The sequence below is a fragment of the Streptomyces sp. NPDC004435 genome, assembly GCF_042873895.1.
In the GTDB taxonomy this organism is placed as follows: Bacteria; Actinomycetota; Actinomycetes; order Streptomycetales; family Streptomycetaceae; genus Streptomyces.
Genome location: NZ_JBIAMB010000007.1, coordinates 158,486 through 173,139, shown reverse-complemented (window position 1 = coordinate 173,139; position 14,654 = coordinate 158,486). Strand labels below are relative to the sequence as shown.

Annotated in this window: 16 protein-coding genes; 13 read left to right on the top strand and 3 right to left on the bottom strand. The window is 72.5% G+C overall.

From position 1 onward, the window contains the following. Nucleotides 1-108 precede the first annotated feature (108 nt). From ACFYT9_RS14780 to ACFYT9_RS14770, 3 genes are all read left to right on the top strand, one after another. Nucleotides 109-861, top strand: coding sequence for a lysophospholipid acyltransferase family protein (locus tag ACFYT9_RS14780; protein ID WP_376598264.1), 753 nt, complete (start codon nucleotides 109-111; stop codon nucleotides 859-861). Then, on the top strand, nucleotides 858-1,859 hold the full coding sequence (locus ACFYT9_RS14775; RefSeq protein WP_387274852.1) for an NAD(P)H-dependent glycerol-3-phosphate dehydrogenase: 1,002 nt from the start codon (nucleotides 858-860) through the stop codon (nucleotides 1,857-1,859). Before ACFYT9_RS14780 ends, ACFYT9_RS14775 begins: the two co-directional genes overlap by 4 nt. A gap of 85 nt (nucleotides 1,860-1,944) precedes the next feature. Further along, nucleotides 1,945-3,084, top strand: coding sequence for a D-alanine--D-alanine ligase family protein (locus tag ACFYT9_RS14770; protein ID WP_376598260.1), 1,140 nt, complete (start codon nucleotides 1,945-1,947; stop codon nucleotides 3,082-3,084). 30 nt (nucleotides 3,085-3,114) lie between these two features. Here the strand turns inward: ACFYT9_RS14770 and ACFYT9_RS14765 are convergent, their stop codons facing one another. Continuing rightward, nucleotides 3,115-3,600 carry a DUF3515 domain-containing protein gene (locus ACFYT9_RS14765; protein WP_376598271.1) on the bottom strand — a complete coding sequence of 162 codons (486 nt, stop codon included), beginning with the start codon at nucleotides 3,598-3,600 and terminating at the stop codon, nucleotides 3,115-3,117. Nucleotides 3,601-3,623: 23 nt separating this feature from the next. Then, nucleotides 3,624-3,857 carry an Lrp/AsnC ligand binding domain-containing protein gene (locus ACFYT9_RS14760; protein ID WP_003965992.1) on the bottom strand — a complete coding sequence of 78 codons (234 nt, stop codon included), beginning with the start codon at nucleotides 3,855-3,857 and terminating at the stop codon, nucleotides 3,624-3,626. Nucleotides 3,858-4,090: 233 nt separating this feature from the next. Between ACFYT9_RS14760 and ACFYT9_RS14755 the strand changes: the two genes are divergently transcribed. Further along, nucleotides 4,091-5,053: a thiamine-phosphate kinase gene (locus ACFYT9_RS14755; RefSeq protein WP_376598258.1), complete on the top strand. Its 963-nt coding sequence runs from the start codon at nucleotides 4,091-4,093 to the stop codon at nucleotides 5,051-5,053. After that, a complete protein-coding gene (thiD, locus tag ACFYT9_RS14750) occupies nucleotides 5,050-5,853 on the top strand; it encodes a bifunctional hydroxymethylpyrimidine kinase/phosphomethylpyrimidine kinase (RefSeq protein WP_376598256.1) in 804 nt (267 codons plus the stop codon). Before ACFYT9_RS14755 ends, thiD begins: the two co-directional genes overlap by 4 nt. A gap of 183 nt (nucleotides 5,854-6,036) precedes the next feature. On the opposite strand, the gene rpmB is transcribed toward thiD, so the two are convergent. Continuing rightward, the gene (gene rpmB, locus ACFYT9_RS14745; RefSeq protein ID WP_003957616.1) at nucleotides 6,037-6,222 is read right to left on the bottom strand and encodes a 50S ribosomal protein L28; all 186 of its coding nucleotides are present in this window, start codon (nucleotides 6,220-6,222) and stop codon (nucleotides 6,037-6,039) included. 231 nt (nucleotides 6,223-6,453) lie between these two features. On the opposite strand from rpmB, the gene ACFYT9_RS14740 reads away from it, so the two are divergent. From ACFYT9_RS14740 to rnc, 8 genes are all read left to right on the top strand, one after another. Beyond that, nucleotides 6,454-8,199 (top strand): DAK2 domain-containing protein, encoded by a 1,746-nt coding sequence (locus tag ACFYT9_RS14740; protein WP_389163572.1) that lies wholly within the window; start codon nucleotides 6,454-6,456, stop codon nucleotides 8,197-8,199. 51 nt (nucleotides 8,200-8,250) lie between these two features. Then, nucleotides 8,251-10,449 (top strand): ATP-dependent DNA helicase RecG, encoded by a 2,199-nt coding sequence (recG, locus tag ACFYT9_RS14735; protein ID WP_389163569.1) that lies wholly within the window; start codon nucleotides 8,251-8,253, stop codon nucleotides 10,447-10,449. A gap of 68 nt (nucleotides 10,450-10,517) precedes the next feature. Continuing rightward, nucleotides 10,518-11,099: a 16S rRNA (guanine(966)-N(2))-methyltransferase RsmD gene (gene rsmD, locus ACFYT9_RS14730; protein ID WP_376598250.1), complete on the top strand. Its 582-nt coding sequence runs from the start codon at nucleotides 10,518-10,520 to the stop codon at nucleotides 11,097-11,099. A gap of 26 nt (nucleotides 11,100-11,125) precedes the next feature. After that, entirely contained in the window at nucleotides 11,126-11,605 is a 480-nt protein-coding gene (gene coaD / locus ACFYT9_RS14725; protein WP_376598269.1) for a pantetheine-phosphate adenylyltransferase, read from the top strand. A 110-nt stretch (nucleotides 11,606-11,715) separates the two neighbouring features. Next, nucleotides 11,716-12,753 carry a cell division initiation protein gene (locus ACFYT9_RS14720; RefSeq protein WP_387274846.1) on the top strand — a complete coding sequence of 346 codons (1,038 nt, stop codon included), beginning with the start codon at nucleotides 11,716-11,718 and terminating at the stop codon, nucleotides 12,751-12,753. A gap of 78 nt (nucleotides 12,754-12,831) precedes the next feature. Next, the gene (locus ACFYT9_RS14715; protein ID WP_389163565.1) at nucleotides 12,832-13,548 is read left to right on the top strand and encodes a YceD family protein; all 717 of its coding nucleotides are present in this window, start codon (nucleotides 12,832-12,834) and stop codon (nucleotides 13,546-13,548) included. Nucleotides 13,549-13,550: 2 nt separating this feature from the next. Further along, nucleotides 13,551-13,724: a 50S ribosomal protein L32 gene (rpmF, locus tag ACFYT9_RS14710; RefSeq protein WP_043229344.1), complete on the top strand. Its 174-nt coding sequence runs from the start codon at nucleotides 13,551-13,553 to the stop codon at nucleotides 13,722-13,724. 20 nt (nucleotides 13,725-13,744) lie between these two features. Beyond that, nucleotides 13,745-14,575 carry a ribonuclease III gene (gene rnc / locus ACFYT9_RS14705; RefSeq protein WP_389163561.1) on the top strand — a complete coding sequence of 277 codons (831 nt, stop codon included), beginning with the start codon at nucleotides 13,745-13,747 and terminating at the stop codon, nucleotides 14,573-14,575. Nucleotides 14,576-14,654: the final 79 nt, after the last annotated feature.

Genomic DNA, 14,654 nt, shown 5'->3' with positions numbered 1-14,654 from the left:
CCCCGGGGCGTACCGTGTCCTCGACAGAGCAGGACCACGGGGCCACACTTGACCCCCCTGCCGCCAAGACCAGCAAGTCCCCGTACGTCCCGGAGAAAGGTGCCCCGAGTGCCCCGCCGCAGAATCGGCTTCTGGTACCGCCTCGCGGCGGTCATCGCCAAACCCCCCCTGGTGGTTCTGTTCAAGCGGGACTGGCGCGGCACGGAGCACATCCCGGCCGAGGGCGGCTTCATCACGGCGGTCAACCACAACTCGTACCTGGACCCGCTGTCCTACGCGCACTACCAGTACAACACCGGCCGCGTGCCCCGCTTCCTCGCCAAGGCCGGCCTCTTCAAGGCCGGATTCGTCGGCACCATGCTCCGCAACACCGGCCAGATCCCCGTCTACCGCGAGACCACGAACGCCCTCGACGCCTTCCGCGCCGCCGTGGACGCCATCGAGCGCGGCGAGTGCGTCGCCTTCTACCCCGAGGGCACCCTCACCCGGGACCCCGACATGTGGCCCATGTCCGGCAAGACCGGCGCCGCGCGCGTCGCGCTGCTCACCAAGGCGCCCGTCATCCCGGTGGCCCAGTGGGGAGCCAACCTCGCGATGCCGCCGTACGCCAAGAAGGACAAGTTCAGCCTCTTCCCGCGCAAGACGCTGATCGTGCAGGCCGGCCCGCCCGTCGACCTCTCCCGGTTCCACGGACTGGAGCCCACCCCCGAGGTGCTGCGCGAGGCCACCGAGACGATCATGGCCGCCATCACCGCCCTCCTGGAGGAGGTCCGCGGCGAGCAGGCCCCCGCCGAGCCGTACGACCCCCGCCGCGCCCGCCTGGAGCAGCGCCGCAAGGCCGCCGAGGGAGGCGCCAAATGACCAAGGCCGCCGTCTTCGGCAACGGGTCCTGGGGCACCGCCTTCGCCATGGTGATGGCCGACGCGGGCTGCGAGGTGAGCCTCTGGGGCCGCCGCCCGGCGCTCGCCGAGACCGTCAACACCACCCGTACCAACCCGGACTACCTGCCCGGTGTCGAACTCCCCAAGGGCATCACGGCCACCGCGGACGCGGCCGAGGCCGCCGAGGGGGCCGACTTCGCCGTCCTCGTCATCCCCTCCCAGACGCTGCGCGAGAACCTCGCCGCCTGGGCGCCGAAGCTCGGCCCCGACACGGTGCTCGTCTCCCTCATGAAGGGCATCGAACTCGGCACCGCCAAGCGGATGAGCGAGGTCATCACCGAGGTCGCCGGGGTCCCCGCCGAGCGCGTGGCCGTCCTCACCGGCCCCAACCTGGCCCGCGAGATCGCCGCCCGGCAGCCCGCAGCCGCCGTCGCCGCCTGCGTCGACGAGTCGGTCGCCCAGCGGCTCCAGGCCGCCTGCATGACCCCGTACTTCCGCCCGTACACCAACACCGACGTCGTCGGCTGCGAACTCGGCGGCGCCGTGAAGAACGTCATCGGCCTCGCCGTCGGCATCGCCAACGGCATGGGCCTCGGCGACAACTCCAAGGCCACGCTCATCACCCGCGGCCTCGCCGAGACCACCCGCCTCGGCCTCGCCATGGGCGCCGACCCGCTCACCTTCTCCGGCCTCGCGGGCCTCGGCGACCTCGTCGCCACCTGCTCCTCGCCGCTCTCCCGGAACAACACCTTCGGCACCAACCTGGGCCGAGGGATGACCCTCCAGGAGGCCGTCGCGGCCACCAAGCAGACCGCCGAGGGCGTCAAGTCCTGCGAGTCCGTGCTCGATCTGGCCCGCCGGCACGGCGTCGACATGCCGATCACCGAGACCGTCGTCTCCATCGTCCACGACGGCAAGCCGCCGACGGTCGCGCTCAAGGAGCTGATGTCGCGCAGCGCCAAGCCCGAGCGCCGCTGAGCCCGGGAGACCGCTGAGCCGGACGCGGGAGGCCGCCAGCGGGGCGCTCAGGAGTTCGGACACCGCAAGGTACGCTCAACGCGATATGAGCGAGAACACCCAGAGCCCCCGCAAGCCGCGCGTGGCCGTCGTCTTCGGCGGACGCAGCTCCGAGCACGGCATCTCCGTCGTCACCGCCGGCGCCGTCCTCAAGGCGATCGACCGGACCAAGTACGACGTGCTTCCCATCGGCATCACCAGGGACGGGCGCTGGGCCCTGACCGCCGACGCCCCCGAGCGGATGGCGATCGCCGAGCGCGCCCTGCCGGACGTCGACCAGCTCGCCGAGTCGCAGACCGGCGGTGTGGTCCTCCCGGTCGACCCGGCCAGCCGCGAGGTCGTCCTGCACGAGCCCGGCTCCCTGCCGCAGGCCCTCGGCGAGGTCGACGTCGTCTTCCCGATGCTGCACGGCCCGTACGGCGAGGACGGCACCCTCCAGGGCCTCCTGGAGCTCTCCGGCATCCCCTACGTCGGCGCGGGCGTCCTCGCCTCCGCCGTCGGCCAGGACAAGGAGTACATGAAGCGGGTTTTCGTCTCCTACGGCCTGCCCGTCGGCCCGTACGAGGTGATCCGGCCCCGCGAGTGGGACCGCAACCCGGCCGAGGCCCGCAAGAAGATCGTCGAGTTCGCCGCCGACCACGGCTGGCCCCTCTTCGTGAAGCCCGCCCGCGGCGGCTCCTCCGTCGGCATCACCAAGGTCGACGACCTCTCCGGCCTCGACGAGGCCGTGGAGGAGGCCCGCCGCTACGACCCGAAGATCATCGTGGAGGCGCTGCTCCGCGGCCGCGAGATCGAGTGCGGCGTCCTGGAGTTCGAGGACGGCCCGCGCGCCAGCGTGCCCGCCGAGATCCCGCCCGTCACCGACCACGACTTCTACGACTTCGAGGCGAAGTACATCGACTCCGCCTCCGGTCTGGTCCCCGCGCCGATCGGCGACGAGGCCACCGCCGAGGTCCAGCGGCTGGCCGTCGCCGCCTACGACGCGGTCTCCTGCGAGGGTCTGGTCCGCGCCGACTTCTTCCTCACCGAGGACGGCGACTTCGTCATCAACGAGATCAACACGATGCCCGGCTTCACGCCGATCTCCATGTACCCGCGCATGTGGCAGGAGAGCGGCGTCGGCTACCCCGAGCTCGTCGACCGGCTGATCCAGGCCGCGCTGACCCGCTCGACGGGCCTGCGCTAGCCCCTCGGGCCCGTCCCCCGGGGGCGGGCCCTAACGGCACTCCGGCTCCAGGGCGCACGGCACCGTACGCTCCACGGGGGCGGCCAGATCCACCAGCGGCCCGATGTCGTGCGCGTACCGTTCGTCCAGCGTCACCTCGACGTACGTCTCCCGGTACACCGAGGTGAACCGGGGTCCGCCCGCTCCGGGCTGCTCCAGCATCCAGCGCACGCCCTCGGCGGAGACGCCCTGCGCCTGCGGATCGCTCATCTTTTCGGGCCGGGGGACCCCGCAGCGCAGTACGATCGCTCCGTCACCCCACCCCGCGGTCAGCTCGGAGTCGGGGGACGGATCGCTCCGCTCCCGCCCCGCCACGGTGTCCGGGAGCTCCTGCGCCAGCGCTCGGCAGAGCGCCGCCTCCGCCGGGGGCGGCGTGGGCACCGGCACCGACGCCTGGGCGTCGGCGGAGCAGCCGGTGACGGCCAGCAGCAGGACGGCGGCCGCGGCGGGCAGGCCGAGAGGCCGGTGGGAAGACATCACCGGCCAAGGGTAGACGGGGGCTAGAGATGGACGACCGGGCAGGTGAGGGTGCGCGTGATGCCGTCCACTTGCTGGACCTTCGCGACCACCATGCGGCCGAGCTCGTCGACCGTGTCGGCCTGCGCCCGCACGATCACGTCGTACGGACCGGTCACGTCCTCTGCCTGGATCACCCCCGGGATCTTGGAGATGGTGTCGGCGACGATCGACGCCTTACCCACCTCGGTCTGAATCAGGATGTACGCCTGTACCACGGAACCTCCAGGGCGGCCACGAGGATCTTGTGGGAGAAAGAGACGCCACGGTACCGCGTCCCCGGAAGCCGCGGGGAGACCCGCGCCTTCCGGGGCGCCCGGAGTGTGGCGTACACAGGACGGAAGTTGACGGTCAACTTGACGGTACCCAGCACGGTGACGGCCCGCGACCCGCGGCGCGAGCGGACGCTCCGCCGACCGCCGGCCGGTACGACGACACGAGGTGAGACGCGGTGAAGGGCACAGTCGGAGAACTGGGCGAGTTCGGGCTCATCAGAGAGCTCACGTCCCGGCTCACCTCCACCCCGGCGGTACGGATCGGGCCAGGCGACGACGCCGCAGTGGTCTCCGCCCCGGACCGGCGCGTGGTGGCCAGCACGGACATCCTGCTCGAAGGACGGCACTTCCGCCGCGACTGGTCGACGGCGTACGACGTCGGCCGCAAGGCCGCCGCGCAGAACCTCGCCGACATCGCCGCCATGGGCGCGGTCCCCACCGCGCTCCTCCTCGGCCTCGTCGTCCCCGCCGAACTCCCCGTCACCTGGCCCACCGAACTGATGGACGGGCTGCGCGACGAATGTCAGGTCGCGGGCGCGGCGGTGGTCGGCGGCGACGTCGTGCGCGGCGACACGATCATGGTCTCCATCACCGCCCTCGGCGACCTCCGCAACCACGACCCGGTCACCCGGGGCGGCGCGGAGCCCGGCGACGTCGTCGCCTACACCGGCTGGCTCGGCTGGTCCGCCGCCGGCTACGCGGTCCTCTCCCGCGGCTTCCGCTCCCCGCGCGCCTTCGTCGAGGCCCACCGCCGCCCCGAACCGCCGTACCACGCCGGTCCGGCCGCCGCCGGGCTCGGCGCCACCGCCATGTGCGACGTCAGCGACGGCCTCATCGCCGACCTCGGCCACATCGCGGAGGCCAGCAACGTCCGGATCGACCTCCGCTCCGGACTCATCGACATCCCCACCCAGATGCACGACATCGGCCAGGCCGTCGGTGTCGACCCGCTCCAGTGGGTGCTCACCGGCGGCGAGGACCACGCCATCGTGGCCACCTTCCCGCCCGACGTGAAGCTGCCCGCCCGCTGGAAGGTCATCGGCGAGGTCATCGCCCCCTCCGCCCTGCCCCAGGTGACCGTCGACGGCGCCCCCTGGCACAGCGCCGGCGGCTGGGACCACTTCGGGGAGACCGAGTGAGCCCCGCCCCGCCGCTCGTCCTGACCGTCGCCGGATCCGACTCCGGCGGCGGTGCGGGCATCCAGGCGGACCTCAAGACCATGCTCGCCCTCGGTGTCCACGGCATGAGCGTCCTCACCGCCGTCACCGCCCAGAACTCGCGGGGCGTCCACGGCGTCTGGGAGCTCCCCGAGGAGGCCGTCCGCGCCCAGTACCGGGCGGTCGTCGACGACATCGGCGTCCACGCCGTCAAGACCGGCATGCTCGCCACCGCCCCGCTCGTCGAGACCGTCGCCGAACTCCTCGCGGGGACTCCCGGAGTGCCCGTGGTCGTCGACCCCGTCGGCGTCTCCAAGCACGGCGACCCGCTGCTCGCCGCCTCCGCGCTCGACGCCGTCCGGACGAAGCTGCTGCCCCTCGCGACCGTCGCCACGCCCAACCTGGACGAGGTGACGCAGCTCCTGGACCTGCACGTGGTGTACGAGAGCGACATGAGGCGCGCCGCCGAGGGGATCCTCTCGTACGGGCCGTCCTGGGTCCTGATCAAGGGCGGACACCTGCCCACGGGCCGGGAGGCGGTGGACCTGCTCACCGACGGCGAGGAGGAGCACTGGCTCCGCGCCCCGCGCCACGACAACCGGCACACCCACGGCACGGGCTGCACGCTCGCCTCGGCGATCGCCTCGGGGCTCGCCAAGGGGCTGCCGGTGCCGGAGGCGGTACGCGCGGCCAAGGAGTACGTGACCGGGGCCATCGGCACCGGGTTCGCCCTGGGCGAGGGCATCGGGCCGGTGGACCACGGGTGGCGGTTCAGGGGCTAGGGGTCGGTCGTGGCCCGGGGCGGACGGTTCCCGGGCCCCGGCCTGCCGGCGCGCCGCCGAACGCGACCAGACGCTCGGCAACCGGGCCCGACCGGTGTCCGGGTACGGCGAAAGGCCGGTTCACCTAGGTGAACCGGCCTTTCAAGGCAACCGCAGGGGCTGCGCTACGACAGAACGTCGCGACTAGCGCGAGACCTTGCCGGCCTTGATGCACGAGGTGCAGACGTTGAGCCGCTTCGGCGTCCGACCGACCACGGCACGCACACGCTGGATGTTCGGGTTCCAGCGACGAGACGTACGGCGGTGCGAGTGCGAAATGTTGTTGCCGAAGCCCGGCCCCTTGCCGCAGACGTCGCAGTTGGCAGCCACGGGTCACTCCAAAGACTTCAGATTTACAGTGAGATCCGGCGCACCGGAATCAGGAGTCTGAAGTGGCTTGCCGGGGATGGCCCGGCGAGTGCCGGGCAACCGAAGCAGCATACAACGACTGCTCCTGTGGAACGAAACTACCACGGTCAGGGCCGACCCCGTCCCGGCCCCCCGGTCCGGGAACCCCCGGTCTACCCTGCGGTGAGCTTCACCGCCGAAGGAGGACCCCCGTTGTCGCGAGCCCCGCAGCCCTTCGACCACACCGTCCGGAGTGACGAGCGTCTCGTCCTCGACGCCGGGACGGTACGGGCCTGGAGCGCGCGGACGGCCGAGGCGCTCGAACGGGAGCGGGCCGCCATCGACGCCATCAACGTCTACCCGGTCGCCGACGGGGACACCGGCACCAACCTCTACCTGACCGCCGACGCCGCCCACCGCGCCGTCGAGGCCGTCTTCACCGCCCCCGGGGCCTCCGGCGCCTCCGCCCCCGACACCACCGACGCCGTACGGGCCCTGGCCCACGGAGCGCTCCTCGGCGCCCGCGGCAACTCCGGCACCATCCTGTCCCAGCTGCTCCGCGGCATGGCCGGCGTGCTCGCCGAGGGCGCCGACGGCGACCACCTCGCCCGCGCCCTCGCCGCCGCCGCCTCCTCCGCCCGCGCCGCCGTCGCCCACCCCGTGGAGGGCACCATCCTCACCGTCGCGGCCGCCGCCGCGGCGGGCTGCGCGGACGGCGGCGCCCTCCCGGACGTGGCCAGGAGGGCCTACGACGGTGCCAGGACGGCCCTGGAGGCCACCCCCGGCCAGCTGGCCGTGCTCGGCCGCGCGGGCGTCGTGGACGCCGGAGGGCGGGGCCTGGTGACCGTGCTCGGCGCGCTGGTGGAGACGGTGACCGGACGGGCACCGGAACCGCCGCCCGCGTCCCCGGGGGTACGCGACCTCCCGGCCGGTACGGGGGAGAGCTGCGGGCCCGCAGGCCACGGCCCCGGCCACGAATCCGCCGAGGAATCCGGCCACGAGGAATCCGGGTACGAGGGTTCCGGGTGCGAGGTGCTCTACCTCCTGGAGGCCGGCGACGACGCCGTCGAACTCCTCAGGGCCCGGCTCGACGCCCTCGGCGACTCCCTCGTCGTCGTCGGCGGCGACGGCCTCTGGAACGTCCACGTCCACACCGACGACCCCGGTGCCGCCGTCGAGGCCGGGATCGAGGCCGGCCGCCCCCACCGGATCCGCATCACCCACTTCGCGAGCGCCACCCCCGCACCCGCCCCCCTCGCCGAGGCCGAAGCCCCCGCCCACGCGCGCGTGGAGCGGTCCCCCCGCGCCGTCGTCGCCGTCCTTCCCGGCGAGGGGCTCGCCGGGCTCTGCGCCGAGGCGGGCGCCACCACCGTCCAGGCCCGGCCCGGCGAACCGCCCGCCGGCGACGAACTCCTCGACGCCGTCCGCCGCGCCCACGCGCGCGAGGTGGTCCTCCTGCCCAACGACACCGAGCTGCGCGCCGCCGCCGCGGCCGCGGCCGAACGCGCCCGCGCCGAGGGCATCAGGGTCGCCCTCATCCCCACCCGGGCCGCCGTCCAGGGCATCGCCGCCCTCGCCGTCCACGAACCCGGGCGCAGCTTCGACGAGGACGTCGTCGCCATGACCGCCGCCGCCGGCGCCACCCGCTACGCCGAACTCGCCGTCGCCGAACGTCAGTCCTTCACCTCCGCCGGCGTCTGCCAGGCCGGCGACGTCCTCGGCCTGATCGAGGGCGACGTCGCCGTCATCGGCCAGGACCTCACCGACACCGCCCGTACCGTCCTCGACCGGATGCTCCAGGCCGGCGGCGAACTCGTCACCCTCGTCGTCGCCGACGGCACCCCGCCCGGCCTCGCCGACACCCTCGAAGCCCACGTCCGCCGGGGCTACCTGGCCGTCGACACCGTCACGTACCACGCGGGCGAGGGCGCCCCTCCGCTCCTCATCGGGGTCGAGTAGCCGGGCGCGTTGTCCACAGGCTCGCACCGACTGTCGGCGCGGTGGTGTGCAATGGAACACGTGCCCGCGCTCGACGAACCCCTCAAGAAGTCACTCGGCCCCGCCACCGCCAAGGTCATGGCCGAGGCCCTCGACCTGCACACGGTCGGCGACCTCCTCCACCACTACCCACGGCGGTACGCGGAGCGGGGCGAGCTGACCACCCTCTCCGACCTGCCGCTCGACGAGCACGTGACGGTCGTCGCCCAGGTCGCCGACGCCCGGGTGCACACCTTCAACGGCGCCAAGGGCCGGAGCCAGCGCCTGGAGGTGACCATCACCGACGGGTACGGCCGGCTCCAGCTGGTCTTCTTCGGCAAGGGCGTCCACAAACCGCACCACGACCTGGTCCCCGGCACCCGGGCGATGTTCTCCGGCAAGGTCTCGCTCTTCAACCGCCGCCTCCAGCTCGCCCACCCCGCCTACGAACTCCTCCGCGGCGACGGCGACGTGGCCGTCGACACCTGGGCCGGCGCCCTCATCCCGATCTACCCGGCCACCACCAAGCTGGAGTCCTGGAAGATCGCCAAGGCCGTCGACGCCGTCCTGCCAAGTGCCGCCGACGCCGTCGACCCGCTCCCCGACGCCCTCCGCGAGGGCCGCGGCCTCGCCGAACTCCCCGACGCCCTCCGCCTCATCCACCGCCCCCGCACCAAGGCCGACGTCGCCGCCGCCCGCGAACGGCTCAAGTGGGACGAGGCATTCGTCCTCCAGGTCGCCCTGGCCCGCCGCCGGCACGCCGACACCCAGCTCCCCGCCGTCCCCCGCCGCCCCGCCGCCGACGGCCTCCTCACCGCCTTCGACGCCAGACTCCCCTTCACCCTCACCGACGGCCAGCTCAAGGTCTCCAAGGAGATCTTCGACGACCTCGCCACCGACCACCCCATGCACCGCCTCCTCCAGGGCGAGGTCGGCAGCGGCAAGACGATGGTCGCCCTGCGGGCCATGCTCGCCGTCGTGGACGCCGGGGGGCAGGCGGCGATGCTCGCCCCCACCGAGGTCCTCGCCCAGCAGCACCACCGGTCGGTCGTCGAGATGATGGGCGAGCTCGCCGAGGGAGGCATGCTCGGCGGTGCCGAGCGGGCGACCAAGGTGGTGCTGCTCACCGGTTCCATGGGGGCCGCGGCGCGCCGTCAGGCCCTGCTCGACCTGGTGACCGGGGAGGCGGGGATCGTCATCGGGACGCACGCGCTCATCGAGGACAAGGTCAAGTTCCACGACCTCGGTCTCGTCGTCGTCGACGAGCAGCACCGCTTCGGGGTCGAACAGCGCGACGCGCTCCGGGGCAAGGGGAAGCAGCCCCCGCACCTGCTCGTGATGACCGCCACCCCGATCCCGCGGACCGTCGCCATGACCGTCTTCGGCGACCTGGAGACCTCCGTCCTCGACCAGCTGCCCGCCGGACGCTCCCCGATCGCCAGCCACGTCGTCCCCGCCGCCGACAAGCCCCACTTCCTCGCCCGCGCCTGGGAGCGGGTCCGGGAGGAGGTGGAGGGAGGCCACCAGGCGTACGTGGTCTGCCCCCGCATCGGCGACGAGGAGGACCGGAAGAAGGACGCCAAGCGCAAGCCCACCGCCGAGGACGAGGCAGAGAAGCGGCCCCCGCTCGCCGTCCTCGACGTCGCCGAGAAGCTCGGCGCCGGCCCCCTGGCCGGGCTGCGGATCGCCGTCCTGCACGGGCGCATGCACCCCGACGACAAGGACGAGGTCATGCGCCGCTTCGCCGCCGGCGAGCTGGACGTCCTCGTCGCCACCACCGTCATCGAGGTCGGCGTCAACGTCCCCAACGCCACCGCCATGGTCATCATGGACGCCGACCGCTTCGGCGTCTCCCAGCTCCACCAGCTCCGCGGCCGGGTCGGCCGCGGCTCCGCCCCCGGACTCTGCCTCCTCGTCACCGAGATGCCCGAGGCGAGTCCCGCCCGGCAGCGCCTCGGCGCCGTCGCCGCCACCCTCGACGGCTTCGAGCTCTCCCGCATCGACCTCGAACAGCGCCGCGAGGGCGACGTCCTCGGCCAGGCCCAGTCCGGCGTCCGCTCCTCCCTCCGGGTCCTCGCCGTCATCGAGGACGAGGAGGTCATCGGCGCCGCCCGCGAGGAGGCCACCGCCCTCGTCCTCGCCGACCCGGAGCTCGACGCCCACCCGGGCCTGCGCACCGCCCTGGACGCCCTGCTGAGCGAGGAGCGGGAGGAGTACCTGGAGAAGGGCTGACCGCGCCCCCGGCCCGTACGGCCATATCCTGGGAGCTACGCACTGGACGACGCAGGACGAGGACACCGATGACCCGCGTGATCGCCGGCACCGCCGGCGGACGGCGCCTGGCCGTGCCCCCGGGCAACGGCACCCGCCCCACCTCCGACCGGGCGCGCGAGGGCCTCTTCTCCACCTGGGAGGCGCTCCACGGAATCGAGGGCACCCGGGTCGCCGACCTGTACGCCGGCTCCGGCGCCGTCGGCCTGGAGGCTCTCTCCCGCGGCGCGGCCCACGCCCTGCTCGTCGAGGCCGACGCCCGCGCCGCCCGCACCGTCCGCGAGAACGTGCGCGCCCTCGGCCTGCCCGGCGCCGAGGCCCGCACCGGGAAGGCCGAGCAGATCGTCACCGGACCGGCCCCGGCCGAACCGTACGACCTCGTCTTCCTCGACCCGCCCTACGCCGTCGCGGACGAGGAGCTGCGCGAGATCCTCCTCACACTGCGCTCGGGGGGCTGGCTGAGCGAGGATGCCGTCGTCACCGTGGAGCGCAGCACCCGAGGCGGCTCCTTCGGCTGGCCGGACGGCTTCGCACCACTGCGGTCCCGTCGCTACGGCGAGGGAACGTTTTGGTACGGTCGCGCCGCCTCTACGTGCGAAGACGCACGATGACCGGACCGGAGAGCGAGGGAACCAGGTTGCGCCGCGCCGTCTGCCCGGGGTCGTTCGACCCCATCACCAACGGACATCTCGACATCATCGCCCGCGCCTCCAAGCTGTACGACGTCGTGCACGTCGCGGTGATGATCAACCAGTCCAAGAAGGGCCTGTTCGCGGTCGAGGAGCGGATAGAGCTGATCCGCGAGGTCACCGCCGACTTCGGCAACGTCGAGGTGGAGTCCTTCCACGGCCTGCTCGTCGACTTCTGCAAGCAGCGCGACATCCCCGCGATCGTCAAGGGACTGCGCGCGGTCAGCGACTTCGACTACGAGCTCCAGATGGCCCAGATGAACAACGGCCTGTCGGGCGTCGAGACGCTCTTCGTGCCCACCAACCCCACGTACAGCTTCCTGTCGTCCTCGCTGGTCAAGGAGGTCGCGGCCTGGGGTGGCGACGTCTCCCACCTGGTACCCCCGCAGGTCCTCGGCCGGCTCACCGAGCGGCTCCGGCAGAAGTGACGCGCGGCCACCGCCGCTGACGCTCCGTCATCTGGTGTCGGACGGGCCACGACTGCGCATACAGTCGTCCCGTCCGTCTCCATCCAGCTGTAGAGAGTGGCGAGCACCCGGTGGACGTGCAGAAGAAGATCGACGAGATCGTCGCGACCGTGCAAGGCGCCCGTTCGATGCCCATGTCGGCCTCCTGCGTGGTCAACCGCGCCGATCTCCTCGCCCTCCTCGACGAGGTGCGGGACGCCCTGCCGAACTCCCTCGCCCAGGCCCAGGAGCTGATCGGCGGGCGCGAGCAGATGGTCGAGCAGGCCCGCCAGGAGGCCGACCGGATCATCGAGGCCGCCCACGCCGAGCGCGGCACGATCGTCTCCGACACCCAGATCGCCCGGCAGTCCCAGGAGGAGGCCGACCGGATCCTCTCCGAGGCCCGCCGCGAGGCCGAGGAGATCCGCGCCGAGGCCGACGAGTACGTCGACTCCAAGCTCGCCAACTTCGAGGTCGTCCTCAACAAGACCATCGGCTCGGTCGACCGGGGCCGCGAGAAGCTCCTCGGCCGCGGCCCGGGCCTGGACGAGCACGGCTACGCGGACGAGGACGCCCCCGAGTACAGCTCCGACCCGCAGACCCTGATCTCCCGCGCCGACGAGTACGTGGACGCCAAGCTGGGCGCCTTCGAGGCGGTCCTCTCCAAGACCCTGGAGGCCGTCGGCCGCGGCCGCCAGAAGCTGCACGGCCGGATCGCCACCGACGCCCTCGGCGAGCACATGGCCGCCCACGAGGGCCTCGGCTCCTCCGTGCACACCAGCGACGCCGACTACCTCGCCGGCCTCGCGGAGCTCGCCGACCCGGCGCCGGTCGCCCCCGCGCCGCCCGCACCCGCCCCGGTCGCCGCGCAGATCCCGGCCCAGCAGGACCCGTACGGCTACCAGCAGCAGCCCCCGCAGATGGACCCTTACGCCTACCAGCAGCAGGACCCCTACGCCTACCAGCAGCCCCCGCAGGTGGACCCGTACGGCTACCAGCAGCAGGACCCCTACGCCTACCAGCAGCAGCCCCAGGCCCAGCCGCAGTCGGCCGCGCTCGACGAGACCAGCTTCTTCGACACGAGCATGATCGACCTGGAGCAGCTGCGCCGGTACGAGCAGGGGCAGTAGCCGGGGCCGGTCGCCGGCGAAAGGGCCGGATTGGGCCCTGGGCGAAGCGTCCAGTATCCTGGCCCTTCGGTCGCGTGTATGTCCGCGATCCATGCTGCCCGCAAGCGGCAGCCCCCTGAGACTTGCGACGCGAACGATCCGAAAGCAGGAAGAACCCTGAGCACGCGCCTCGACCACCGCAACCCCCTCGTGTTCGACACACACGAGCTGGGGCGGCGTCCCGGTGCCCTCCAGCGGATCTCCCGCACGATCGACGCGCCCGCCGATCTCGGCGTCGCGGGGGTCGTCGGAGTGCCCGAGGGCGCTCCGGTCGAGATCGAGCTCCGACTCGAGTCGGTCATGGAAGGGGTGCTTGTCACAGGCACCGCCCGTGCATCGGCCGAGGGGGAGTGCGTAAGGTGTCTGGAGCCCGTCGAGTTCGATCTCGACGCGGACTTCCAGGAGATGTTCTCGTACCCCGACTCCGACGACCGGGGCCGCGCCAAGGCGGCCACGGACGACGAGGACGATGAAGACGAGAGCATGACCCCCCTCGAGGACGGCATGTTCGACCTCGAACCCGTGCTGCGTGACGCAGTGGTACTCGCGCTGCCCATGCAGCCGGTGTGCCGGGAGGACTGTGCGGGTCTGTGTTCCGATTGCGGAATCAACCTGAACGACAACCCGGACCACCACCACGACGCCACCGACATCCGTTGGGCGGCACTGCAGGAACTCGCCGGTTCGCTGGGAGCCGACGAGAAGGACAACATGAGCGACGCCGCTACCGGTGTCGACGAGAAGCAGGAGAAGTAGCCGTGGCTGTTCCGAAGCGGAAGATGTCGCGCAGCAACACGCGCCACCGCCGGTCGCAGTGGAAGGCTGCGGTCCCCACCCTGGTTTCGTGTGAGCGTTGCCAGGAGCCGAAGCTGCAGCACATCGCGTGCCCGAGCTGCGGCACCTACAACAAGCGCCAGGTCCTCGCGGTCTGAGCGGGCTGGTGAGAGGCACGATGTCTGACAACATCAGCAGCGCCTCGTCCCACACGCTTCTGGAAGGGCGGCTCGGGTATCACCTCGAGTCCGCCCTTCTGGTGCGTGCGCTGACCCACCGCTCGTACGCGTACGAGAACGGCGGTCTGCCCACCAACGAGCGGCTGGAGTTCCTCGGGGACTCCGTGCTCGGCCTGGTGGTCACCGACACCCTCTACCGCACCCACCCCGATCTGCCCGAGGGCCAGCTGGCCAAGCTCCGGGCCGCGGTGGTCAACTCGCGTGCGCTGGCGGACGTCGGGCGCGGTCTCGACCTGGGCTCCTTCATCCGGCTCGGCCGGGGCGAAGAGGGCACGGGCGGCCGGGACAAGGCATCCATCCTCGCCGACACCCTCGAAGCGGTGATCGGCGCGGTCTATCTCGACCAGGGTCTCGAAGCGGCGTCCGAGCTGGTGCACCGGCTCTTCGACCCGCTGATCGAGAAGTCCTCCAACCTCGGTGCGGGCCTGGACTGGAAGACCAGTCTCCAGGAACTCACCGCGGCCGAGGGTCTCGGCGTGCCGGAGTACCTCGTCTCCGAGGAGGGCCCCGACCACGAGAAGACCTTCACTGCTGCCGCCCGCGTCGGTGGTGTCTCGTACGGCACCGGCACCGGCCGCAGCAAGAAGGAAGCGGAGCAGCAGGCCGCCGAGTCCGCGTGGCGCGCGATCCGCGCGGCCGCGGACGAGCGCGCGGCGGCGGCCAAGGCCGCGGCCGACGCCGGCGAGACCGTCGCCACCGGTGACGCCGGCGCCGCCGGCGGTTCCGGTGACGAGGACCGGAAGGACGGGGCCGCACCGGCCACCGCCTGACCGCTCCCCGCGCGACCGCACGCGTCCTTCGCCTCCTTCAGCGGAGACTCCCCGCCCGCCCCAGCCAGGGGCGGGCGGA